Annotated in this window: 21 protein-coding genes, 2 pseudogenes and 1 riboswitch; of the genes and pseudogenes, 10 read left to right on the top strand and 13 right to left on the bottom strand. The window is 63.1% G+C overall.

Translation table 11 applies throughout. The annotated features are described in order from the left end of the window. Positions 1 to 6: 6 nt before the first annotated feature. The 5 genes from JX25_RS03775 (at position 7) to JX25_RS03760 (ending at position 3,921) form a co-directional block, all read left to right on the top strand. Positions 7 to 807: a phosphodiesterase gene (locus JX25_RS03775; RefSeq protein ID WP_128253755.1), complete on the top strand. Its 801-nt coding sequence runs from the start codon at positions 7 to 9 to the stop codon at positions 805 to 807. Between the two features lie 479 nt (positions 808 to 1,286). Continuing rightward, entirely contained in the window at positions 1,287 to 2,036 is a 750-nt protein-coding gene (locus JX25_RS03770; protein WP_128253754.1) for a prephenate dehydrogenase, read from the top strand. A gap of 67 nt (positions 2,037 to 2,103) precedes the next feature. Continuing rightward, positions 2,104 to 3,117, top strand: coding sequence for an MFS transporter (locus tag JX25_RS03765; protein ID WP_206611513.1), 1,014 nt, complete (start codon positions 2,104 to 2,106; stop codon positions 3,115 to 3,117). Then, complete coding sequence (locus JX25_RS14940) at positions 3,092 to 3,328, top strand: hypothetical protein (protein WP_206611512.1); 237 nt, start codon at positions 3,092 to 3,094, stop codon at positions 3,326 to 3,328. The genes JX25_RS03765 and JX25_RS14940 overlap by 26 nt, the downstream gene beginning before the upstream one ends. 17 nt (positions 3,329 to 3,345) lie before the next feature. Then, positions 3,346 to 3,921: a TetR/AcrR family transcriptional regulator gene (locus JX25_RS03760; protein ID WP_128253753.1), complete on the top strand. Its 576-nt coding sequence runs from the start codon at positions 3,346 to 3,348 to the stop codon at positions 3,919 to 3,921. A 206-nt stretch (positions 3,922 to 4,127) separates the two neighbouring features. Here the strand turns inward: JX25_RS03760 and JX25_RS15050 are convergent, their stop codons facing one another. Next, a complete protein-coding gene (locus tag JX25_RS15050; RefSeq protein ID WP_241557844.1) occupies positions 4,128 to 4,298 on the bottom strand; it encodes a hypothetical protein in 171 nt (56 codons plus the stop codon). Between the two features lie 207 nt (positions 4,299 to 4,505). On the opposite strand from JX25_RS15050, the gene JX25_RS15045 reads away from it, so the two are divergent. Beyond that, positions 4,506 to 4,838 (top strand): MFS transporter, encoded by a 333-nt coding sequence (locus JX25_RS15045; RefSeq protein ID WP_241557843.1) that lies wholly within the window; start codon positions 4,506 to 4,508, stop codon positions 4,836 to 4,838. After that, entirely contained in the window at positions 4,838 to 5,368 is a 531-nt protein-coding gene (locus tag JX25_RS15040) for an MFS transporter (RefSeq protein WP_241557842.1), read from the top strand. Before JX25_RS15045 ends, JX25_RS15040 begins: the two co-directional genes overlap by 1 nt. 10 nt (positions 5,369 to 5,378) lie before the next feature. Here JX25_RS15040 and JX25_RS03750 read toward each other — a convergent pair whose 3' ends face one another. Continuing rightward, positions 5,379 to 5,813: a VOC family protein gene (locus JX25_RS03750; protein ID WP_128253752.1), complete on the bottom strand. Its 435-nt coding sequence runs from the start codon at positions 5,811 to 5,813 to the stop codon at positions 5,379 to 5,381. 348 nt (positions 5,814 to 6,161) lie between these two features. Between JX25_RS03750 and rlmF the strand changes: the two genes are divergently transcribed. After that, positions 6,162 to 7,067, top strand: coding sequence for a 23S rRNA (adenine(1618)-N(6))-methyltransferase RlmF (gene rlmF / locus JX25_RS03745; protein WP_206611511.1), 906 nt, complete (start codon positions 6,162 to 6,164; stop codon positions 7,065 to 7,067). Between the two features lie 474 nt (positions 7,068 to 7,541). Here rlmF and thiC read toward each other — a convergent pair whose 3' ends face one another. The 5 genes and pseudogenes from thiC to JX25_RS15035 form a co-directional block, all read right to left on the bottom strand. Beyond that, positions 7,542 to 9,359 (bottom strand): phosphomethylpyrimidine synthase ThiC, encoded by a 1,818-nt coding sequence (gene thiC, locus JX25_RS03740; RefSeq protein ID WP_128253750.1) that lies wholly within the window; start codon positions 9,357 to 9,359, stop codon positions 7,542 to 7,544. 89 nt (positions 9,360 to 9,448) lie between these two features. Beyond that, a riboswitch (TPP riboswitch) is annotated at positions 9,449 to 9,568 on the bottom strand. Positions 9,569 to 9,847: 279 nt separating this feature from the next. Further along, entirely contained in the window at positions 9,848 to 10,828 is a 981-nt protein-coding gene (bioB, locus tag JX25_RS03735) for a biotin synthase BioB (protein ID WP_128253749.1), read from the bottom strand. Then, complete coding sequence (locus JX25_RS03730; protein WP_164876128.1) at positions 10,825 to 11,373, bottom strand: biotin transporter BioY; 549 nt, start codon at positions 11,371 to 11,373, stop codon at positions 10,825 to 10,827. The genes bioB and JX25_RS03730 overlap by 4 nt, the downstream gene beginning before the upstream one ends. 110 nt (positions 11,374 to 11,483) lie before the next feature. Further along, on the bottom strand, positions 11,484 to 12,122 hold the full coding sequence (locus JX25_RS03725; protein ID WP_128253747.1) for a GntR family transcriptional regulator: 639 nt from the start codon (positions 12,120 to 12,122) through the stop codon (positions 11,484 to 11,486). A gap of 228 nt (positions 12,123 to 12,350) precedes the next feature. Beyond that, positions 12,351 to 12,461, bottom strand: a pseudogene (locus JX25_RS15035) (integrase); the annotation flags it as partial. A gap of 62 nt (positions 12,462 to 12,523) precedes the next feature. Here JX25_RS15035 and JX25_RS03715 point away from each other — a divergent pair. After that, a pseudogene (locus JX25_RS03715) lies at positions 12,524 to 13,268 on the top strand (IS5 family transposase). A gap of 102 nt (positions 13,269 to 13,370) precedes the next feature. On the opposite strand, the gene JX25_RS14935 reads toward JX25_RS03715, so the two are convergent. The 6 genes from JX25_RS14935 to JX25_RS03685 all read right to left on the bottom strand — a co-directional run bounded on the left by JX25_RS14935 (position 13,371) and on the right by JX25_RS03685 (position 22,514). Then, the gene (locus tag JX25_RS14935) at positions 13,371 to 14,045 is read right to left on the bottom strand and encodes a hypothetical protein (RefSeq protein ID WP_206611510.1); all 675 of its coding nucleotides are present in this window, start codon (positions 14,043 to 14,045) and stop codon (positions 13,371 to 13,373) included. Positions 14,046 to 14,447: 402 nt separating this feature from the next. Then, positions 14,448 to 15,947 (bottom strand): TniQ family protein, encoded by a 1,500-nt coding sequence (locus JX25_RS03705; RefSeq protein ID WP_128253745.1) that lies wholly within the window; start codon positions 15,945 to 15,947, stop codon positions 14,448 to 14,450. Then, entirely contained in the window at positions 15,941 to 16,927 is a 987-nt protein-coding gene (locus JX25_RS03700) for a TniB family NTP-binding protein (RefSeq protein ID WP_128253744.1), read from the bottom strand. The genes JX25_RS03705 and JX25_RS03700 overlap by 7 nt, the downstream gene beginning before the upstream one ends. A gap of 5 nt (positions 16,928 to 16,932) precedes the next feature. Continuing rightward, complete coding sequence (locus tag JX25_RS03695) at positions 16,933 to 19,131, bottom strand: integrase catalytic domain-containing protein (RefSeq protein ID WP_128253743.1); 2,199 nt, start codon at positions 19,129 to 19,131, stop codon at positions 16,933 to 16,935. Next, positions 19,128 to 19,817 carry a hypothetical protein gene (locus JX25_RS03690; protein ID WP_128253742.1) on the bottom strand — a complete coding sequence of 230 codons (690 nt, stop codon included), beginning with the start codon at positions 19,815 to 19,817 and terminating at the stop codon, positions 19,128 to 19,130. Before JX25_RS03690 ends, JX25_RS03695 begins: the two co-directional genes overlap by 4 nt. A gap of 549 nt (positions 19,818 to 20,366) precedes the next feature. Then, on the bottom strand, positions 20,367 to 22,514 hold the full coding sequence (locus JX25_RS03685; protein ID WP_128253741.1) for an AAA family ATPase: 2,148 nt from the start codon (positions 22,512 to 22,514) through the stop codon (positions 20,367 to 20,369). A gap of 653 nt (positions 22,515 to 23,167) precedes the next feature. On the opposite strand from JX25_RS03685, the gene JX25_RS03680 reads away from it, so the two are divergent. Next, the gene (locus JX25_RS03680) at positions 23,168 to 23,428 is read left to right on the top strand and encodes a type I restriction-modification system subunit M N-terminal domain-containing protein (protein ID WP_128253740.1); all 261 of its coding nucleotides are present in this window, start codon (positions 23,168 to 23,170) and stop codon (positions 23,426 to 23,428) included. Positions 23,429 to 23,437: the final 9 nt, after the last annotated feature.

Here is a 23,437-nt window from a genome sequence, read left to right as displayed (position 1 = left end):
AAAGACATGAAGATCATCCAGCTGACCGATACCCACCTGATGCCCCCCGGCGTCCCGGCGAACGGTGTCGATCCCGAGGCGCAGCTGCGCGCCGCCGTCGCCGATATTCTGGCCAACCACGACGATGCCGACCTCCTCGTGATAACGGGCGACCTTTGCAACCACGGCGATCCCGAGGCCTACGAGCTTTTGCGCGAAATCCTGGCCCCTGTGCCCTTCCCGGCGCGGCTGATGCTGGGCAACCACGACCGCCGTCCTGAATTCATTGCGGCCTTCCCCGATCATCCGCGGGATACCAATGGTCACGTCCAGTCGGTGATGGACACCGAATGGGGGCGCCTTCTGTTCCTCGACACCCACGAGGCGGATGTCATCGGTGGCATTTACGGGCCTGACCGGATGGCATGGCTTGACGAAGCCTTGAAGGGCGCAGACGAGAAGCCGGTGACGGTCTTCCTGCACCACCCCCCTATCCGCGACGGCATCCGCCATTTCCGCGACATCAGCCTGCATGACGACGGCGCAATGCTGGCCCGTCTCGCGGCGCATCCGGGCGGCGTACGCCACATCGTCTTCGGCCACATCCACATCCCGCTGGCGGGAACAAGCCCCGAAGGGATCGCCTACAGCTCCGGCCAGTCCTGCACGCACCGCTTCATCACGAACCTGAACGTGGCCGATCCCTGGTGGACCGGAGGCAATCCCTGCTACCGCATCCTGTTCATCGACGACTTGGGGTTCCGCGCCTTCGGGGCTGAAGTCGGACAACGCCCGACAGAGCGAGCTCCGATCTGCACGGGCCCATGAACCCGCACCGCCCGTAAGTGCTTGAAGCGCCGCATTGGAACGAGGTGAACGTTGCTGCGGGCCCGTTGCGGACCTTCGCGCAGCATTTCTTGGGCAGCCGCTTTAACCTTGACCACCTTACTACCTATCGATAGGTTGCCTGCAGTCGCCGTGGAATGATGTTGATGACGTTGCAAGAGAAGGCGCACCATGTGGTCATGATTGGGACCGGTTTTGCCGGACTTGAAGCCGTCCATGCCCTGAAGAGCAGCGGAGCTGCAGATCACGCTGGTCGATCGGCGCAACGATCACCTGTTTCAACCGCTTCTCTGCGAGGTGGCCACCTCGACCCTTTCTCCGTCGGACATCGCAAGAGCCGCATCGAACCTGCGTATTATCCCCCGCCGTCGGAGCGGTAAGGCCCTCGGGTGCCCGACCGCTGCTTTTGCCAGCGGTCGGATCGAGGAGATGACCCTGGCTTCCCTACAAGGACAGGAACCATGTCATCCACCATTGTCGTCATCATCGGCTTCGGCGCATTCGGGCGTCTGGCCGCCAGATCTCTTTCCTCGCATGCCGAGGTCCTTGTCTGTGATCCCTCGCCGGACGCACGACGCTGCGCGCAGGACGCGGGCCTGCAGACGATCGGCATCGAAGAGGTCGGGCGGGCGGAAATCGTGATCCTCGCCATGCCCGTTCCGGCGTTGGAGTCGTGCCTGCGGCAACTGTCTCCGTTCCTTCGCAGTCATCAGGTCGTGCTCGACGTATGTTCGATCAAGGAGGAGCCTGTCCGCATGATGCAGGCCCTTCTTCCGGAAGGCGTCGAGATACTCGCCACGCATCCGATGTTCGGTCCGCAAAGCGCGAATGATGGCATCAACGGCCACCAGATAGTCACATGTCCGGTCCGGGGGCGGCACTGGCGCTGCATCGTCCGGTTTCTTCGGCAAAGGTTGGGCCTGCGCGTCATCATCGCGACACCCGAGGAGCATGATCGTCAGGCGGCCCTGACGCAGGGGCTGACCCATCTTCTGGCACGGGCGATTAATGGATTGGGCACCACCCCGGTCATCCGCACGCGCAGCTTCGATCTGATCATGGAGGGCCTCGCCATGGTGCGGAACGACGCCCCCGAGATCTTCGAAGCAGTCGTTCATGGCAACAGGCATGTCGCGAGCGTCCGGAGCAACTTCATCGCGGCGCTGGTGGAAGAGTCCTCCCTTTCCCGCAGGATCAGGCTCACCGCTTGACATGTACCAACCTATTGGTCGGAAGCACACCTTCGAGGCCGAACAGGCGGCCAAGCAGGAGTCGAAGATGCTACAGCAGACTACCTCCCGGCACGCAGGCGCGGGGTTCGTCATCACCATAGGGGCCATCGCTGCCCTGGGGCCGCTGGCCATCGACATGTATCTGCCGTCAATCATCGAGATGGCTGCGGATCTGGAGACGAGCTATTCGCAGATGCAGCTGTCGCTGACGGTCTTCCTCCTGGCCATGGGCGCGGGACAGCTGCTGTTCGGACCGCTCATCGATGCCGTCGGACGCCGCAGGCCATTGCTGGCCGGCCTTGTCCTCTATGTGCTCATGGCAGGTGGGGCCGCCGCTGCGCCTTCGCTCGAGATGCTGATCGACGCACGCGTGGCGCAGGGCGTCGCGGCCGCACTTCTGCTGGTTGTCGCGATGAGCAGCGTGCGCGATATCGCCGAAGGCGTGCGTGCCGCGCAGATCTTCGCGATGCCGATGACGATCGAGGGGCTGGCCCCCATTCTTGCGCCCGTCGCAGGCGGAATGATCGGTGGCAGCTTCGGCTGGCGCGGCGTGCTTCTGGCCCTAGGCCTTCTTGGAGTTCTGGTGTTGCTGAACGCGGCGGTCAACTTCTCGGAAACGCTGCCCCGGTCGGCCCGTGCCCCGCTTAGCCTGCGGTCGGCACTACGGACCTATGGCGAGATCATCCGCGATGTCGACTTCGTGCTGCCGGGCATCGCGCTGACGGGCGCGTTCTTCTTCCTCTTCGCCTATGTCGGTGGTGCCGGATACGCCTACCAGAGCGACTTTGGCCTGAGCGTTGAAGCCTTCGGCTTCGTGTTCGGCGGCACCGGCGTCGCGGTCCTGCTCGGTGCCATGCTTGCGGGTCGGCTCGTGGCCCGGATCAGGATCCAAACGCTGGCCGTCGCGGGTGTTAGCCTGATGTGCCTGGGGTCCTTCGTGGCACTTATCGCGGGATCGGCAGGCGCCGGCCTCACGGGTGGTCACCGGCATGGCCATTGCGATGCTGGGCCTCGGGATCGCCGAAGCCACGCTCATGTCCATCGCCATGTCGGCTCGTGACACGGCGGTCGGGGCCAGCGTGGCCGTCCTGGGCGCCTTCCAGTTGGGCGTCGCGGGGTTGGCGACGCCGATCGCTGGGCAGATGGTGGCGAACGGTGCCGGCGTCTGGCTCACCCTGCTCATGAGCATTTCGCTGGTCGTGGTGGTGCTGACCGCAGCCTGCGCCTATAGAAGCGCGCGGAGCGGCCGGGTCGTCGCGATGAACCACTGATTCCGAGGAGGGCGAGGATGAGCAGCCTGTCACCGACCGCCGAACGTCTCTGCAACGCCGCCATCAGGCATTTTGCCGAGGTCGGGTATGAGGGCGGGTCGCTCAACGAAATCGCGACGAATGTCGGGATCCGCAAGGCCTCGCTCTACTCCCACTTTCGCGGGAAGGACGAGTTGTTCCTTGCCGCCCTGTCGGTGGCGCTGGAGGTGGAGCAGACGTTCGTCGCGGGCGCCTTTGCGCAACCGGTTTCCGACGGGGCCGGGTCGGCCTATGTGCTGGCGATCGAGGAGCGCTATCCCGCATCGCCCCACCTCCGCTTCCTGCTCCGCGCCGCCTACCTGCTTCCCAAGAGCATCGCAACGCAAGTAGGGGCAGGCTACGAGGGCTTCCTTGCCCTGCTTCGTCAGCACTATCTCGATCAGCTTGATGTCAACCGGCCGGGGTTGGCGAAAGCCGATCGGGACTGCTTCGCGGAGGCCTATGTCGGGATCGTGGAGAGCCTGTTCGTCGAACTGACTTATGGCAACCCAAAGGCCATGGCCGCGCGCCGCGATGCGCTTTGGCGGATCCTCTCTCTGGCGGTGGCAAGCTAGGAAATAGCGTCCGTGGGTCACCTAGTCCGGTTGCGAATGACGCTAGGCCGCTGAGGTCCGTTGCGCTGCGTCGACGAGCAAAGGAATGTACGCTTCGTCCCACCCCCGACCGAACGGCCGGCGCCGGGCGCGGCTGTGCAGCATCGGTGCTATGAGTCCAAACCTGACCTTCGCGACCTGCCAGCGTCAGTCCTGTTACGCATCTGTCACGCCGAACTTCCAACTACAGCCTGTTCAAGCATCGACCTCGCCTGCTGCACCACGTCGACGGGATTCTCCATGATGGCACTGACACAAGCCCGCCCGCTGTCACTGCCAGCGTTCTTGCTGGTGCTGTTCGTAGGAACCCTGTGCAGTTCGATGATCGTGCCGTTCATGGCTTACTATCTCGTGGAGGGATTGGGACGCGCTCCTTGGGCCATCAGCGTTTATGCTGGCGCGGTGATCGCGGTTGGCATCGTCTGCAACCGCACCTTTGGACGATGGCTTGACGAGGGCGCCGCCCCGTTCCCTCTGATTGGGGTAGCGTTGGCAGGGTTCATCGTGGCAACCCTTGCTTTGTCGGTCTGCCCACGTTTTGGACAGTGCTCACCTTCGGCGTGCTCGGCTTTGGTCTCAGCGGCAGCGCCATATCAACGATGTTCAGCCTGGGCCTCGTGGTGGCGGAGCGGCGGGACATGGTGCGGGGCCGTTCCAACGCCTTCATGCGCGCGACGACCTCGACCGCCTGGATGGCGGGTCCGGCTATTGCTTTCCTCTGCGCCGAACGATTCGGCGAAGCATCTGTTTTCCGGCTCGCGCTTGCTCTCGCCCTATGCTGGGCGGCGCTGTGGTGGACGATCATCCCGCGAGACATGACGCTCCGTCCGAAAGGGCCGCCCGCTTCGGCAAGTGCCGGTCAGAACCGTGTCCTATGATGGCGGCAGCGTTCGTCTTCTGCCTGTCCTCCGCACACTCGCTGACCTTCAGCGCCCTGCCGCTCTTTTATGTGCAGGAGGTGGGCCTCCCCGGATACGCGCCAGGCACAGCCTTCAGCGTGAAGACGCTGGTGGAGATCTTCGCAATCTTCACGACGCCCGTGATCGTCGCGCGGTTCGGGCTGAAGGGCCCACTGATCGGTGTCGCGCTTCTGGCGGCGGTGACGATCCTGCTTCTGTCCGAAGTGCGGACCTACCCGCAGATGTTGGCAGGGGCTGCTCTGGAAGGGCTTTATTACGGTCTCTATGCAAGCATCGGCCTTACGTTTGTGCAATCCTTCTCCCCTGATCGTCCAGCACAGGCGACAGCGCTCTACTGGAATGCTCTGAAGGTCAGTGGCATCCTCGCGGGCCCCGCAACCGGCCTCATCGCACAGGCCTATGACTTCCAGACCGTGATCCGCGTCGCATCAGCCGTGGGCGCAGGCGCTGGCCTGCTGCTGATGGTGTCGATGCTGGGCAAACGATGACAAGAGCCCCTCATGTAGGGGCCGGTAGGGTGAGGGAACCGTCCTCGTTCAAGGGCCAGAAGGGATTGTAGGCAACCTCCCAGACATGGCCGTCGGGATCGGCATAATAGCCCGAGTAGCCGCCCCAAAAAACTTCTCGGGGTGCCTTGATCGGGACGGCGTCCGCATCGAGGGCGCGCTGGTAGGCGGCGTCGACCCCCTTCCTGTCAGGCATGTTCAAAGCCAGCGTCATGGCACCGGTGCCAAGTTCAGAGGCGGGACGTTCCTGGTCTTTTGCAAGTGCGTTCCGTCCGAAAAGACCGAGAACAAGACCGTTGAGCTGGTAGAAGACGATGCTTTCCGTTTCGCTGGGTGCGGGTGTCCAGCCAAGAGCGCAGTAGAAGGACTTCGCACGCTCGAGACTGTCGACGCCGAGGGTGACAAGGGTGATGCGCTGAGGGGTCATTGGATCTCCAGCTGTGCGAATGCGCTATATGTTGGGATAAGATATCCCCTCCGCACAGTCGCGCAACCGGCGGTCGCTTTTGTCCCATTCTCTACCTGCAGGTGGGATGTTGGGGGCAAGTCAACTTGACCGTTCTTCACCATGTCGGGCAGGAGAATTTCGTTCGAATGAGCTCGTCTATCAAGCGTGGCACGACTGTCCTGTTCGGGCTGACTGCGCGCTCTCCTGCCTTGTCTCGCACGGGATGACCGGCAAGGTCCGTTCCGCTATTCCTCAGGCGGCCATGAAGATCTAAGCTCGACGCCCTGTCGGGTGCAATTCATGCACCGAGTAGCACGAAGGTTTTCCATGGCTGTCAAACCCAAGTTGCATCCCCGCAACCAGCACCGGGACGGGTATGACTTCGAACGTCTGATGGCGAAATCACCCGAGCTGGCGTCCCTCACAACGAGAAACCCGCGCGGTCGGATGACAGTCGATTTCTCGGACGCGGACGCGGTTCGCATGCTCAACCGGGCGCTCTTGCTAACGCATTATGACATTGATTACTGGGATATTCCCACCACTTACCTATGCCCTCCGATACCCGGTCGCGTCGACTACATCCACTACCTCGCGGATCTGCTTGCCGAGTGTAATGGCCACCAGATCCCGCACGGCCCCGACATCAAGGCGCTGGACATCGGGACCGGTGCCAGCCTCGTGTATCCGCTGACCGGTCGGCATGAATACGGCTGGGACTTCACGGGCGTCGACATCGATCCGGTCTCGATCAAGTCGGCCCGGCAGATTTGCCAAAGAAACGGCCTGAACATCACGCTCAGACGCCAGAACAATCCAGAGGATGTCTTCAAGGGCGTGATCGGTCCCGATGATATCTTCCATGTCACCCTGTGCAATCCGCCGTTTCATGCATCCCCCGAGCACGCGGACAAGGGCAGCCGGCGCAAGTGGCGAAACCTGGGGAAGGGAGACTCGGGCGACCTGAATTTCGGCGGCCAGAATGCCGAACTGTGGTGCCCGGGTGGCGAAATCGGCTTCATCGCCAGAATGATCGAACAGAGCATGGATTTTGCCGACCAATGTCTGTGGTTCACCTCACTGGTATCCAGGAAAGACAGCCTCAAGCCACTCTCTCGCCTGTTGACAAGAGCGCGAGTCGCCGAGTTCAAGATCGTCGAAATGGCGCAAGGGCAGAAGGCAAGCCGGTTCATTGCCTGGACGTACCATCCTGAAAGGCAGCGATCCTTGTAGGCGGCTGGGTTCGGCAACACGACGACTTGCATGCGTCGGCACTCGATGCTGATTGGTCCCAGACCACGGCACAGCGCATGGTCAGTCCCAGGTCAGGATCGAAAGCATCGTGACGTCCATGGCAGTTCCCTCTGTGAAGTTCCGCCACCTGCGCCTTGTTGCCGTTTGTGCGTGGGGCGGCAAAGGTCAGCAGTCCGCCAACACGGGGCTCGCAGCAGGTGTCATGCCGCACCGCCCACTAACCGCCCTTCGCGCAGGTGATGTTGCAACAGCGATGCGCTTTGCCGTGGTGCAGCGAAGGTCGTGGATGCCCCATCCTCGACGGCACGGCTGACACTAGGCGGCCGAGGCAGTATCGACCCTCGGAGGGCAAAGTTGCCATTGATCGGCCAATCATGTTGCTTCATATCCCGACCGCTTGAGCCACGGGCCCGTGGGCGCTGCCTTGAAAGCCAGCGCCTCACCTGTTCGCGGCTATGGAACCGCGGCACCCTCTTCCACGGGAATGTAGAGATCGCCACCGTCGCGATACTTCTCGGCCATCCGGTCCATTCCCGCCTGGGCCCGGGCCTCCTCCCGGATGTCGTGGCTGATCTTCATGGAGCAGAACTTGGGTCCGCACATCGAACAGAAATGCGCGACCTTGTGTGCCTCCTTCGGCAGGGTCTGGTCATGGAAAGACCGTGCGGTGTCCGGGTCCAGCGAAAGGTTGAACTGGTCCTCCCACCGGAACTCGAAGCGGGCGCGGGACAGCGCGTCGTCGCGGATCTTCGCTGCGGGATGCCCTTTGGCAAGGTCGGCGGCGTGGGCCGCGATCTTGTAGGTGATGACCCCGGTTTTCACGTCGTCGCGGTCGGGCAGGCCCAGATGTTCCTTCGGGGTGACGTAGCACAGCATCGCGGTGCCGAACCAGCCAATCATGGCGGCCCCGATGCCGGAGGTTATGTGATCATAACCCGGCGCAATGTCGGTCGTCAGCGGCCCAAGCGTGTAGAAGGGCGCTTCGCCGCAGACGTCCAGCTGCTTGTCCATGTTCTCCTTGATCTTGTGCATCGGCACGTGGCCCGGACCCTCGATCATGACCTGGCAGTCGTGCTTCCAAGCGATCTGGGTCAGTTCCCCCAGCGTCTCCAGCTCGGCGAATTGGGCGGCATCGTTGGCATCAGCGATGGAGCCCGGCCGCAGCCCGTCACCGAGGCTGAACGTCACGTCATAGGCCCGCGCAATCTCGCAGATCTCCTCGAAGTGCTCGTAAAGGAAGCTCTCGCGGTGGTGGTGCAGGCACCATTTGGCCATGATCGAGCCGCCACGGCTGACGATGCCCGTCACACGATCCACCGTCAGCGGGATATGCCGCAGCCGGACCCCCGCATGGATGGTGAAGTAGTCCACGCCTTGCTCGGCCTGCTCGATCAGCGTGTCCCGGAAGATCTCCCAGGTCAGATCTTCGGCCACGCCGCCGACCTTTTCCAGCGCCTGGTAGATTGGCACGGTGCCGATCGGAACGGGCGCGTTGCGGATGATCCATTCACGGATGTTGTGGATGTTGCGGCCCGTCGAGAGGTCCATCACCGTATCGGCGCCCCAGCGGATGGCCCAGACCATCTTCTCGACCTCTTCCGCCATGGAGGAGGTGACGGCCGAGTTGCCGATGTTGGCGTTGATCTTCACAAGGAAGTTCCGGCCGATGATCATCGGCTCCAGTTCAGGGTGGTTGATGTTGGCAGGAATGACCGCACGGCCGCGCGCCACTTCGTCACGCACGAACTCCGGGGTCACGTAATCGGGCACCGATGCGCCGAAACTTTCGCCGTCACGGGCCATCTTCTCCCGGATGGCCTCCCGGCCGAGGTTCTCGCGGATCGCGACGAACTCCATCTCCGGCGTCACAATACCCGCCCGCGCGTAGGCGATCTGCGTGACCGCCTTGCCCCCTTTCGCACGCATCGGTCGATGCAGCGCCGGGAACACGGGCGTCAACCGATCAAGGGAAACGAACCCATTATCGGCTGGTTGAACCGGGCGTCCCTCATAGACCTCGGTATCCCCGCGCGACGAAACCCAGCTTTCCCGAAGGCGCGGCAAGCCACGCTCGATGGCGATCTCCGCCCCCGGATCCGTATAAGGACCGGAACAATCGTAAACGGTTACCGGCGGCTCGGCGGCGCTCGGATGCAATGCAATCTCGCGCATTGGCACCCGCATGTCGGGATAAAGAACGCCCGGCTTGAACACCTTGGTTGAAGCGGGCAGCGGACCGGTGGTCACTGTGGGGGTGGGCTGGAACGTCATGTCAGGCTCCTGGCTTTGCAAAGCGTCGGAGACCCAGCACGAACTGGAAGGGGGAATGAGTGCTGCCAACACGTGACCGAAAACCGGCCGCCAGAGCACCCGCACCGTCCCTACGCCAGTGTGAACTGGATCAGGTTCATAGGGTCCCTGCGCTGCCTCGCGGCCTAGCAGTATCTCAGCTCCTTGTCGGAACACCCCTGGTGGAGCCGCGACACTGCCGGTCGACTGGATCGGTGTCAATGGCTGACCGGAGGCCGCGACGCCTGCCGACGCGGCCACGGCTTGCCCTGCCTATGGCTGACCTTGTGCGCGCGCCAAAGCAACTGCAGGCCCGCGCAATGAAGCGGCCAACGCCGTGTGAGACACTGCTGAATGGCTGCCTCGTCCCATCCTTGGCCGACGCCAGGCGCACCCAGTTCAGTCACCGCGGCAGACCGATTAAGATCGTTCGGAGTGGAAGTGCCTGCATGACCCAAGGGCGCAAACGCTCACGATCCCTGTGCCAAGCAAACCGGCTTCTTTTCGACGACCGTGTTGCGCATCCCGAGCCGGTCGAACAGATCCGCATCCTGCCAGGATGCGGGATTGCCCGTCGTCAGAAGCACATCGCCCGCGAAGATCGAGTTGGCGCCTGCGAGAAAGCACAGGGCTTGTAGCTCGTCGCTCATCCCCGTCCGCCCGGCCGACAACCGCACAACGCTTCGCGGCATCAGGATGCGCGCCAGCGCGACGGCCCGCACCAGGGCGAAGGGATCGACCGGCTTTGCCATCTTCTCGACCGGCGTGTTGCCGATGGGCTGCCACAGGTTGATCGGCACGCTTTCGGGATGACAGGCAAGGTTCGCAAGAACGACCAGCATCGCGACACGATCCTCGTCTGCCTCGCCCATGCCGAGGATGCCGCCGCAACAGACCTTGATGCCGCCCCGCCGAACGTGGTCGAGCGTTTCGAGCCGGTCGTCCATGGTCCGGGTCGTGGCTATCTTCGCGTAATACTCGGGCGAGGTGTCGATGTTGTGGTTGTAAAAGTCGAGGCCGGCTTCCTTCAGCCGCGCGACCTGCGCGGGCGACAGCATGCCCAGCGTCATGCAGGTTTCCAGGCCCAGGTCCCGGACCCCCTTGATCATGGTGCAGATGGCATCGAGATCGCGGTCCTTCGGGCTGCGCCATGCAGCCCCCATGCAGAAACGCTGCGCCCCCGCCGCCTTCGCGCGGCGCGCCGCCGCCATAACAGCGTCCACCTCCATCAACTTCGTGGCCTTCACCCCGGTCTTGTGAAAGGCACTTTGAGAGCAATAGCCGCAATCTTCCGGGCAGCCGCCCGTCTTGATGCTGAGAAGGCTCGCCTGTTCCACGACATGCGGATCGAAGTTCTGTCGATGGGCGGATTGCGCCCGGTGCATCAGGTCGGGAAATGGCAGCGCGTGGATGGCCTGCGCCTCCTCCAGTGTCCAGTCGTTGCGGATCATGCCCGCAGCCCCCGGGCCCGCATCCAAAGCGTCGCCAGCCCTGCGGCAAGCCCGATCTTCAGCAGGTCGCCCATGAGGAAGGGGAGGACACCGACAGCCCAGACATCGGCAGCTGGCACGAAATTACAAAGCCAAGCCGCGCCTAAGGCATAGATCACCCCCATGCCAGCCAGCATGGCGAGGATGCGGCTCACGATACCCCCGCCGGTGGCAAGCCAGCCGGTCAAGGCAGCCGCCACAAGGTAACCAAGCAGGTAGCCGCCTGTGGGCCCGACCATGTAGGCCAGCCCGATGCCGCGGGCCGGAGAGCCCGAGAACACGGGCAAGCCCGCCGCGCCGGCTGCCAGGTATGTGGCGACCGCTCCGGCCGCGATACGAGGTCCGGCGAGAATGGCAATCGCCATCACCGCAAGCGTGTGTATCGTCATCGGCACTGGCCAGAACGGCACCTGGATCTTTGCCCCGAGCGTGATGATCGCCGCAAGGGCCACCACCTTGGGCATGGAGTGGAGCAGAGCCCTGTGATTGGGGCGAAGAAGGAGCATATGCGGTGTCATGACAGGTCCTTTGCGGAAATATCTATGACTAGAAGCTCACAAACTTCAGCATCAATACGGATTATAGATAATAATCGTACTTTCGCTCAATTTGCCGACTACAAACCATTCTTTTGAAGATCGCGGCGCCTTGTTCGCCCAACATGCTTCGACAGGATCGAGCAGGCCCTGTCCGTTTCCCCCCGCCGCAATGCAGCCAGAATGGCACGATGCTCGTGATCCGTCGGCGCCTCCCATTCTGTTCGCCAGGCGGCAAACAGGAAGCGGGCGCTGGCGGTGTGGAGGGTGTCGATCGCCGACAGCAGCCGCGGCATTGCGCAGGGCGCCAGGATCAGGCGGTGAAAACGGCGATTGGCAGCCTCCCAATCCCGCACCTCTCGTGACGCATCACCGGCACGGGTGGCTTGCTCTGCCGCGTCCAGCACGGACGAGGTCATATTGGGCAACGCATGGCGCAGGGCCAGAACCTCAAGCGATGCGCGCATGGCAGCCACCTCGTGCAGATCCTCCACGTCGAACGAAGTGACCCGCATGCCCCGTTGCGGCTCGCTGGCCGCCAGGCCTTGCGCCTCCAGTTGCCGCAAGGCTTCGCGCACGGGCACGTGGCTTGCCCCGAACTCCTCGGCAATGTGATCCTGGCGCAGCGGGGTGTTGGGGCGGATAACGCCCGTGATGATGCGGTCGGCCAGACTTCGGGCGATTTTGGTCGCCAATGTCTCTTTGGAGGGATTTTTCATGAATCATAGATAATCGACGGATTGAGCGGGCATCTCTACCAACTATGCCAATCCTTTGTCTACCGATGAGTGCGCATGGTCGAACCTGCCAGGTCGCAGTTTCGCGAAACACACAATTGCTTTCTCGTGCAGTCGTTAGAGATCTTCGAATATCCGGAATGCCCCACCCCAGTAACGCACGGCACCGGCCATGAGCTGGACTTCCAACCGATGGTCGCCCACCGCGCTTCAACAATCGAGGGCCTCCGAGATGGCCAGCGCATCATCGACCTCTATCGCGAGATATCGGCCCGTGCTGTCCATCTTTGTATGGCCAAGGAGGAGCTGCACGGCTCCTAGAATCAGGACCCATTTATTGTGGTTCGTTGACGTGGTTCAGAAGGCGTCAGGAGACCCTTCTGATGAGCAATCTTTTCTGGCTGACGGAGGCGCAGATGGCGCGACTCCGGCGCTTCCCAAGAGCCACGTCCGCGGGTCAATGACCGTCGCGTTCTCAGTGGCATAATCTTCATCAATCGCAATGGGCTGCGGTGGTGCGATGCGCCTCGGGAACATGGCCCGTCCGAGACCCTCTACAATCGTTGGAAACGCTGGAGCCGGATGGGCGTTTTCACCCGGATCATGTCCGGTCTGGCGGGGGAGGCCGCAGACGAGAAGACGATCATGATCGATGCGACCTATCTCAAGACCCACCGCACGGCGTCCAGCCTGCGGCTGAAAAATGGGGGGGCGGACGACCGATCGGCCGGACCAAGGGCGGCATGAACACCAAGTTGCATGCCGCTGCCGCGGGACGTCCTATCCGCTTTTTCATGACAGCCGGCCAAGTCAGCGACTACAGGGGCGCGGTCGCCTTGTTGAGCAGCCTGCCAAAGGCGGACTGGATGCTTGCGGACCGGGCCCATGATGCCGATTGGCATCAGAGATGCGTTGAAGGACAAGGGGATAAAGGCCTGCATCCCGGATCGAAAAGGTCGGAAGAAACCCGTCAGACACGACAAGTGCCGTTACAAGCGACGTAACCGTATCGAGATCATGTTCGGTCGGCTCAAGGACTGGAGGCGCGTCGTAACCCGCTACGACAGGTGCCCCATCGTCTTTCTCTCAGCCATAGCTCTCGCCGCAACCGTTCTGGCTGTGAAATGAATGAGTCTGGTGCCTAGCGTCCTGCCGACCGTGATTGCGCGAGATGAATCGGAGAGTGACCGTGAACAAGTTCTGGAGCCCGCTCGTCCAATCTCTCGTGCCCTACGTCCCTGGCGAACAGCCATGGGCCGGCGGTTCGTCAAGCTCAACACCAACGAGAATCCCTACGGCCCGTCGCCCCGCGTGCTGGACGCCATCCGCGCGGCCACGAACGATGACCTCCGGCTCTATCCCGATCCAGCCTCGTCGGAACTGGCTCAGGCCATCGCGGCGGGTAAATCTCGACCAGCACGAGGCACCGGCCGGCATGTGCCAGCCGTCATAGGGCCAGACATGCAAGTCGGGCAGTGTGCGACGTGTCTGGCGCAGGAACGGCAACCCTGCATGGGTGTACTTCGCCACCTGTCCTGTCACGTCGAAATGGAACACGGATTTCGCACGGCAGATCTCCTCGACCCGACGCCGCCATCGCGGCTCTCCACTGCGGAGCGCCGCCAGCCCCGCCACACCCGTCCGCACGAAGTCGACGTAGAGGTCGGGTTCATCCGTCGGCCAGTGCGCGTGGAAATCGTCAAGGAAGGTATTCCAGTCGCGTGGCAGGTCGTGGCGGGCGAAGTAGACCTTGGGGAAGGAGAACGAATGGTCGATGCCAGCGGTGGTCGGCACGTCCTCGGCCAGACGTGCGATCAACCAGTCCGTCAGCCTGCGTCGCGTCCAGTAACGCTTTGGACCCGCAGGTGGCGGAACCTCCACCGCAGGCTCGCCTGCTTCCGTCATGCAGACCCTCAGGCCGTCAGGCTGGACTCCGCCGTCTCCGCCCCGGATTAGTCGATGCCGATGGTGCGCTGGAACTGCATGGCCCCTCCACAAGCAAAGACCGCCCGAAGGCGGTCATAGCAGAATCAACAGCTTGCAAAATCTATGCCCCGAACCGGGAAGTCTTTGCCCCGAACGGCAGCAACTATGCCCCGAGCTACAAAATCATGTAGATCGGGGCAAAGTTACTGCCGAAGCCGTTTATTTATCCAATGAAATCAATGGCCCCGTATAACCTAGGGGCATAGTTTTTTCCAATTCGGATCAAAGACCCAATATCGGCAAACCATCATGCGAAAAAAGAAAAGGGCCCGCAGTTGCGAGCCCTTTGCCATGATCTCCACCGTGACCGCAAGATGAACGCTAGGGAACACCGCCGCCGACGACATCCACCTGCCGCGTGGCCAGAATATCCGATACGAAAACCCGGAGTCCGTGAAGCCTCGGCTCCCCGGAAATCCTGTAGCCCGGAATTTCTCGCAGGAGCACCGCGCGCGTCAGATCATCGGTGCGCCCGCCATGACGCTGGCACGCCTCCGCGATGGTCAGGGCCCGACCCTGATGCCCGTTCTCCAGAAGCGGCAAGGCCCCGATCCGAGCCAGAAGATCGTTCAGAACACGGCGCGCAAAAATCACCCCGCGCACGGCACCGGGCGCATCGGCCGGGATGACAGCAGGCAGGATGCCCGCCCTGTAGAGCGCCAAGGTCTGGCTCTGCGTGCCGCCGACATATTCCGGCACCTCGGCAAGCGGGATGGCGGTTTCGTAGTCGCCGACCAGCTGTTCGACCTCCGCGACCGGAAACACGAGGCGCCCGCTTTCGCCGTCCGTGGCCCCTTCCGGCACCAGCCCAAGTTTCTGAAGCAATCGCGACATGCGCCTGCGATCGACCTTCAACGTCAGGGCAAGGCTCTTCACGGAGTGCAGCCGGCGCTCCGTCACGACCTCCCCGAGCAGTTTCTCACCCTGCATGTAGGCGTCATGATCGAGGATGTGCTCGCGCAGGATGTCGCGGATAGGTCCGGGCGCGATCAGCTGCGACCGGCGATCGAGCCAGTCGTAAAGCGGCCCATACATCGCCAGGGGACCCGCATGGACGGCCGTCGCCGACGCCTTTCGCCGGATGTCGCCAAGAGCTGCATAAACGGCATCCGATCCCTGCTCATAGATACGGAAGCCGATCTCCAGCGAACGGCTCCGCTCCATGCGCGGCAACTTCACGGGGCGGATGTCCTGACCATGTTCGAGCACAATCCCCAGCATCTCGGATGCGTTCAGCACCTGCTCGAGAGTCTGCCCGTCGAGCCAGCCGGTATCGGGAACCATGTCGAGGCGGCGGTGCAGCCATGCGAGGTGTCGGCCGCCTTCGGCGCGCTGCGTCAGTGCTTCGGCCGCCTCGAGCCCTCCGGCGTGTTCCACGGCCTCGCCGATGTCACCCGCATCGTCGTCCAGCTCAACCAGGGTGGCCCCGTGGCGCTGGCAGATCGGGATCGACGAGAAGCACCAGACAATGCGGTGGTGCCATTTCGAGGCAGGTCCGTCCTCGCGCAGGCAGTGCGGGCAGAACTGCCGAACACGCGGCGACAGGAACTGCCGGGATACATCCTCGTCCCGGAAGCTGTTGTGGCGGGAGAGCGCGCGGATCGTGCCGCCTAGCAGGACGCCAATCTCGACCCCCGCCGCCTCCGCAAACCGGGCGATCTCCTCCACGTGCCCGATACCGAACCGCGCGGGCTTCACCCCGCAATCCTCCAGCAGGCGCGACGCGCGCTGCCCGGTGTGGATGAGGGAGAGACGCGCGGCGTAGGACTGCACGGTTTCGGCCCTGTTGTAGGGGATGTGCGGCACGAGCATCTTCACCATCCCCGATCTTTGAGGTAAGCGCGGATCTCCGGCCAATGCCCCGGATCGAACGGAGTTGGCTCGCCTTCGTTACCCCCGTTCAGGATCCAGGTCCGCCGCGCATCCTCGAAGGTCACCGACGTGCGACCGTTCACCAAAGCCCGGCGCACCGTCATCTTCGCGAAGGCGATAGACCGGCCTAGACCGCCCTTCTGCGCGAACACGATCCGCTCTGCGAAGGTGGGGTCCTCGGGCAGCGCCAGTTCGAGCTTGCGGCAGCAGGCGTCTATGAACCGACCGATCCTCTGCATGTCGGCTCCGCCTGCTGCGACGGAAACGAGGCGCTGGCGCAGACGGTAGCGCCGGAAGGTTTCCGGATCGGTGGCGATGCGATCCTCGAGCTGCGGAACGCCGGAAAGGATGACGGCGACGGCCCCCTCCCCCTGAAGCAGGTTCTTCAGGGCCTGGAGCGCCCCCGAAACATCGCGACCGGAGCCACCCCGAAGCAGGTGGTGTGCCTCGTCGATCCAGAGCATGGCAATGCCAAGCATCTTCAAGCGGTGACGGACGACCGCCCAGCCTTCATGGGTCTTTGTTCGCTCCGCGAGACGTCCGTATCCGGTGGCAGCGACGATGTCGGAGGCGAGGCTCTTGATCGTCGCTTCGGGTGATACGGTGATATGAATGTAGTTGCCGGGAGCGCCTCCCTTCATTTCAACGAAGCCGGGGAGCGCGGACAGGTTGCGCCGGATCATCACCGATTTGCCATCGCCGGACGCGCCGATGACCTGCATGCCGCGGGTCTCCCCGTTGAGCGGATCACGGGTGGCTGCGGGCAGCAACGCCCCGTCGGGGCCGACCTGCAGAATGTCCCGCAGGTATTCTTGGAAGTCGTCGTCGCGAGCGTTCTTGAGGTATCGTGCCTCCAGCCAGGCGATCCGGCCTTGCAAGTCCTGCGCGGCGGGTGCGGCGGCGATGTTGGTGGTGTCGGGCTTTGTCATGACTGTTATTCCATCAGGTCGTCGTCGAGGGCCGAAGCCGCAGCGGAGGTGAGGGATGCGCGCGCGACGGCCGTCATGGGCGGAGGCATGTCGGGTTCGGCGCCGACAACCTGCAGGTCGACAACGTCGTCGAAGAGATCGGTATGCTCCGGCGCGTCGAAGTCGCGCTCGGCCGTGGACATGAACCGCATGAAGTCGGCCTCATACCGCTCATAGGTGCCGTCCGTGATGACGGTTGGAAGCAGGCCGCGAAGGACCTTTCCCCGATGTGCCGCCGCATCGAGTTCGACGAGGGCACGCGCCCTGGCGGCATTCGACCGGTCGCGCTCGCCCGCCATCCTGTGCCGGATCATCATTAGGTCGTCGAAGGACTTTCCGATCCACATAGGATCGGCGGCCGTGACGTTCAGCCACCGGTCCGGGGCGACCTTCACCGAGATCGTGCCGATGTCGTGCGGCCACCAAGCCACCTCGAGGACCTTGGGCTTGGTGGGCGGCGCATAGTAGAGCTTGGCCAGGTCGTCAGTCTGATACTGGATGTGCATCATCGTGATGCCGCCGGGTCCGAGCTTGCGATGCCGACGGATGCCGAAGACGCGGCGCATCTCCTCGCGCGATACGGATTGCAGCTGCGATGCTGCCTTCGCTTGAGCCCAGGCCTCGGCAGGCGTGCGGCCCAGCAGACCTGCATGCGGCGCATTGTGGTAGATATCGACCACCCACCGGACAAGCCATTGGAGAAAGTCGTCGATCGTCAGTGACGCCCGGGCCGCCGCGTCATTCTCTCCCTTTTCGACGACATTGCTGAAGGTCCGGCCGGAGAACCGCTGCGCGAACCCGACATGGATCGTCCTGAAGACCCGTTCGATGAATGGTCGGATCCACGGCTTCTTCGCGGGTGCGCCGAGGTTCGTGATTCCGAGATCCGCCAGAAGATCGTAGACCTCGTCGCCGATGTAGTTCGGACCGCGATCCAGAACGATCGTCTCCGGGCGGCCATGCATGTTCCAGGGCTCATGGGCCCCGACCGCATCCGCGATCGGCGTCTTGTCCATGAAGATCATCTCCACGGTCTCGCGCAGAAGCGATGTGGTCTCGCTGGCGGAGATCTGCATGCCGACGATGCAGCGCGTGTGGACATCGATGGCGGCTGACAAGACGACGCGACGCGCGGATCCGTCGAGGCCGAGCCTTTCGCGCTCTTCCGCACGAAGCCAGTCCCAGATCCCAGCGTGGTTCAGGAGCACCATGAGGTCGAACGTGTATTCGTCGATTTCCACGCGCTCAAGCGCGCGGCTGGTCTTCACTCCGACCCCGAGCGCGTGCATGTCACGATACGCGACCTTGAGGCCCCGCGTCCGGATGGCATGATCCAGAGGTGCTAGCGCGTCGATGGCGGCATGGACGAAGTCGTAGCCGGGGCGATTGAAAACCTCCCCGGGCGGATGCGCACGCGCGGCGTCCTCGTTATGGACATCGAACACCGCCTGCACGCTGGAGACGATGGACGAGATCGAGCAGCGCTCCTGATCGAGGCGTTGACGGATGACCGAATGCACAAGGGCCCTCTCGGCCTCCGTGTAGCGATTGGTCCGATTTCCGGAGCTGGCATATTCGTCGAAGAGCGCGTTCTGGCCACCCCGACGATGATCGCAATACCACTTGTAGATGTTCGCAGGGGACTCCGGCAGAGCCGATTGCGGCCCGAGGTCGACCTTCGCGCCGCCCCGTTTGCCAGTGGCGCCGGCTTCCTTCATCAGATGCCGGTTGTAATAGACCGTCCCGAGGCCGAGGAGGTTGTTCCCGCGCAGGATAAAGCCCGCCCGGGTCTCCTCCATGTCCCCATCAATGATCATCTGCTGTGCGGCCGATACGAAGCAGAGGCGAAGCTTCATCCGGGCAATCTCGGCCCTGCTGCGGTGGCTGCGGTCGCGATGACCTTCGGCGACCACGGCAGAGGGACGTGTGACGATGTTCAGCCGCCCGTGCAGGTCGTAGCGGCAGAAATCCTCGTTCGAGATCGTGTCGGAGATCGCGGGGAGCACCTCCCCGCTTTCTGGGTCCACGAACTCGTCCCACAGGACGAGGCAGGAGGTGATCCGCAATTCCACGACCGTGCCGCGGCGCCGGTTCAGCTCGAACACGGCGCCCTTCTCCACGGGCACGTGGGTGGAGACGGCCAGCTTGCTGACGCTGTCCCTCATGCTGCCACCTGCGCCGCGTTCGCGGCGATGAACGAGGAGTGCGCGATGCGCTCCTTCCGCATGAGCCTCAACCCGCCCCCGTGGATGGCCCGCGCCACCCCGAACAGCGTCACCCCGTCATGGCGCCCCTGATGGATGAGATCCGCGACTGTCACGGGCGCACTCAGCCTTGTGCGCAGATTGGCGATGGCCTCGTCCTCATCCGGGACCGGACGCCGTGCCGCATGGAACAGCTTGGCATTGAAGAGCTCGACGGGGTGGATGTTCCGCTCCGTCACGACGACCAGCTTGTCGACGATGCTCGGCACCGCCGCTTTTGCCACGGCCAGCATCTCCGCTCGGAACTTCGGCCTGGCCGCGATATGCGACGGCTTCACGGCCATCCCGATGCGCAGACAGTCCCGGAACGTGCTCCGATAGTCGAGGGAATGGTGTCCGATGTCTCCGTTAGGCTTGCGGTAGGCGATCGGTGCGAGCTGCTCTTCCAGGTCGACGAAGCCCGGGCGATAGACCGTGCAGATTGCCGTCTGGAACTCGAGCATGCTCTCGAACCCGACGCGCTGCGGTTTCTCGACGCCGAAGACGAACTCTCCGACGAAGTTGCCCTGCGAGGCCTTGGGAATGGCACGCCCGGCGCGGCTTTTTGCAGGTTCGGGCAGGAAGTGGGTGGAACCCAACGGCTTCATTATGGGAAGTATCCAATCGCCAATAAGGTGCTACTCCTGCGCCGAAGGCGACGCAGGGTATTTCATTCATTGTCGGGAGAACCTCTTGTGCTCTTCTATGCTGAGAGCTTACATTCAAGGTTCATATAGCGGGCTCGCCCGACACCTCTCGCTCGGCCTTGTGCCGAGCTTTTTCTTTCTCAAGGGTGGTCTGTCCGGAAGTCTCTCTCGCTGGCTGTTCCTGTCCGCTATTGATTCCGACTCATGACGAAAAGCAAAAGAGTAAAAACGACGAGTCTGCGGAATTTCTTCCGCTAAATGTCTGACTTTGCTGCGAAAATCGGAAAAAGTATTTCGCAAACAAGAACACACAAGGAACATTATTTCACGACTTCAGACGCCCGGAACATTGTCAAGTCTTCAGTTTCGATGACATGGGCCCTCGGCAGATTTTTGCCCCCATCTGGGATCCTCCTGCGCGACCTCTGCAAGCAGGGACTCCAGACGGTCTGGACAGGGATCGTGAATCGGGTTTGGCCGAAGAACAAACGGACGCCGTGGAAACGAGCGTCATCCCGGCATCCGGGACACGCCTGCTCGGCTGTCCTCCACGCGCGACATGAACTCCGCGAGGGCCGTCCCGGCGATGACCCTGCGCTCGAGCAACGCCATGCCGACCTCGACCAGCAGGCTCTCGTTCCGCTTCAGTTCCTCGACCGCGTCGTCTTCGGCGATCTTGAGCCAGCCGCGCACGTGATCGCGAAAGTCCTGCGGCAGGTCCATGAACGCCGAGGGTCTGACAGCGGGGCCGCACCAGATCGGGCCGAGGGCGCCGATGCCCTCGGACAACTCCTCTTCGAGAATGCGGCGTGTCGCCCGCGCGAGGTCACTGTCTGCCGCACCGCCGGATCCGATGGCGACATGGCCGAAGACGATCCGCTCGGCGGCACGACCGGCCAGGTCGACCATCCGCAGATGGTGAAGATCGGTGGCGCAGACGAGACCCGGACGCTCGCGCATCGTCGCAAGACCGCCGCCGGACGTCAGACCTAGGATCACCGGCGTCGCAACCCCGAGGGCCACGGCGACGATGGCATGGCCGGCTTCGTGAACCGCTGTTCTGTATAGGACATCCTTCGGAGTGCCGTCGAACGAACCGATCAGGACCGCCTCAAGATCGACCTCGGCCATCGCGCGCCTCTCCTGCCGCGCGGCGGCGCGCGCGTTGCGAACAGCGGCGGCACATTCCGCCCCGGTTCGCCCCTGCGCCATGGCCGCGATCCGCGTCAGATCGGCGTCCGCGAGATCATCACCCAGGTGCTGCCGCAGGATGATCGGCAGATCCTCAAGGCATGGAGGTCCGATATGAAGGACCCGGTCGAACCGGCCCGGCCGACGGATGGCCGGATCCAGCATCTCGACATGGTTGCACGCCCCGATGACCACGACTCCTTCACGCCCGTCTACGCCGTCGAGGTGCTGGAGGAGTGCGGTGATGACCTTTGCTTCGTAGCTCGCATTCGAGCTCTGATCCTGGGTCCGTCGGCTGCCAAACCCGTCGATCTCGTCGATGAAGAGGATCGCGGGCGGTGCGGCTTTCGCACGGGCGAAGGTGCGATCCATTTCCCGCAGCATGTCGCCCATGTTGCCGTGCTTCTGCCATTGGCCGTAGCTGCCGGACTCGAAGGTGATGCCCGCCTCACGCGCCATCACCCGCGCCAACTCCGTTTTCCCGGTGCCGGGCGGGCCGCTGAGCAAAAGGCCACGGGTGACATCACCCCACGGAAGCTCCCCACGCTGCCACGCGGCAAGGTCGGACACGATCTGCAGCGCGACCGCCTTCACGGCGCCATAGCCCGCAAGGTCCGCCAGCCGCGGCCCTGCCTCTTTCACCACCGGAGTCGCCAGTGCGCGCAGGCCAGCCGCGGCAGCTTCCGGCGCAGGATTTCGAAGGGCGGTCAGCAGGTCGTCCATGTCGATCGCTTCCAAGGCTTCATCGTCCGGAAGGTCGAGGGCCGCCAAGGTGTCCGGGGAAGCCTCAGGGTGCAACGCAGACAAGAACCACCGCACCACGGTCCCATCGACGGGTTCGATCTGCAGCGCCGCAACGCGCACGGACGCGACGGCGCGCGGTGCCGCGTCCCCAGCAGGCAAGATCAGGAGGATGGGCAATCCCGCCGCCGTGCCTGCCATCCGTTCCACCGCATCGAAGCGGCGGGGGCGCCGGGTCGAGAGCACGTCGTTGACGAGGAACTGGAGCTCGGACTTCCGCGAGGCACGTGATGGGCTCCTGACGACATCATGCAGCGGCAGCAGTGCCTTCAGCGCCCACTGCAACTCATCGAGGTCCTCGGCGCCCTGCAGCGTGGAGATCGCCAGCGGTCCCGCCATCGCCTTCAGGCGATCCTCATTGCCGATGGCACGACACAGCTGCAACAGGAACATGATGGATCCGGCTGGTATCCTCCTGAAATCCTCCGTCCCGAGCCATCCGGCGGGAACCGGCCCCGTGCCGAACATCTCGTGCGCCTTGCGCATGGCCTCGGCGACGTCGGCAGTCTTTGCATCTTCAAGCTGGTGCAAATAGCCGCCGTAGTCGAGCCGGTGCAGCGTGGCGTCCAGCAACGAGCGCAGGGCAAGATGGGTCCAGTGTGGGACGGAAGGGCGGTCGGATGGGACGGGCGGTTGATCGGCGAATGGTGCGGGTGCGGTCTGCAACTGGTGGCTCCGAACAGGTGTGATCTGGGCGTCGGCGAGGGGTCGGCGACGGCGGTGGGAGCGGCCCTAACCACGCCAGGAGCGAGGGCTCAAGAGCCCTTCTTGAGCCTCTTCTGGACGATGCTAAGCCCCTGCATTTTTTCGCAAACACGCGGATTGACCAGGCCGTTGCGAACGCAGAACAGATTGCTCCTCAGGAGCATGCGGGTCTGCCGGTTAAGGCTGCGATCAAAATTCTTGCTCGAGGTCGTGCAGCCTTGGCGCTGACATGTATTTCCGCTTTGTCTCAAGCGCTCAATCACCCCGCGGCGTGCAGCCGATTCGGGGTCAGATCGCGCGGGCCCGGCAAGTCTTCCGCCGGCACGCTGCCCCTCGCGAACTGATCTTACAGCTCCCCCCGCTGCCATGCGAAAATCGGAGGTCAACACGGAGATGATCGCGAACTCCAGTCCGCGTCTTGCTCTGGTCCATTGCTTGGAACTACATCCACGTCAGTATCGGCTCCGCCAAAAGCCAGCCGCGGCCTTTTCCTCCGCTTGACCGAAGCTTTTAGCGTGAGAATTTTTGCATTTCCGGAGCGGTCAGGACCTTAGCGCACGACATCCACCCTCACCCCGTTCCTCACGGTTGACGATGGTTGCCGGAGACGACCTTTGACCATTGAAAAGATCCTGTTCGCCGCGGCCGACAAGATGCGTGGCGCCATGGATGCGGGCGAATACAAGCACATCGCGCTTGGCCTTCCGTTTCTGCGCTACGTCTCAGAGGCCTTCGCCCGCCGTCACGACCTGATCGTTGCGGACGGCGGCGAGCCTGAGGATCGGGACGAATATCTGGCCGACACCTTCTTCGTTCCCCCTCTGCCCGTTAGTCCACCCTTGCGGCGCAATCGAAGGACGCCTGCATTGGCGTGATGATCGACG

Origin of the sequence: Falsirhodobacter deserti, from assembly GCF_004015795.1 — a bacterium.
GTDB lineage: Bacteria > Pseudomonadota > Alphaproteobacteria > Rhodobacterales > Rhodobacteraceae > Falsirhodobacter > Falsirhodobacter deserti.
The sequence above is the reverse complement of the archived record's forward strand: the minus strand, read 5'-3'. Positions and strand labels throughout refer to the sequence as shown.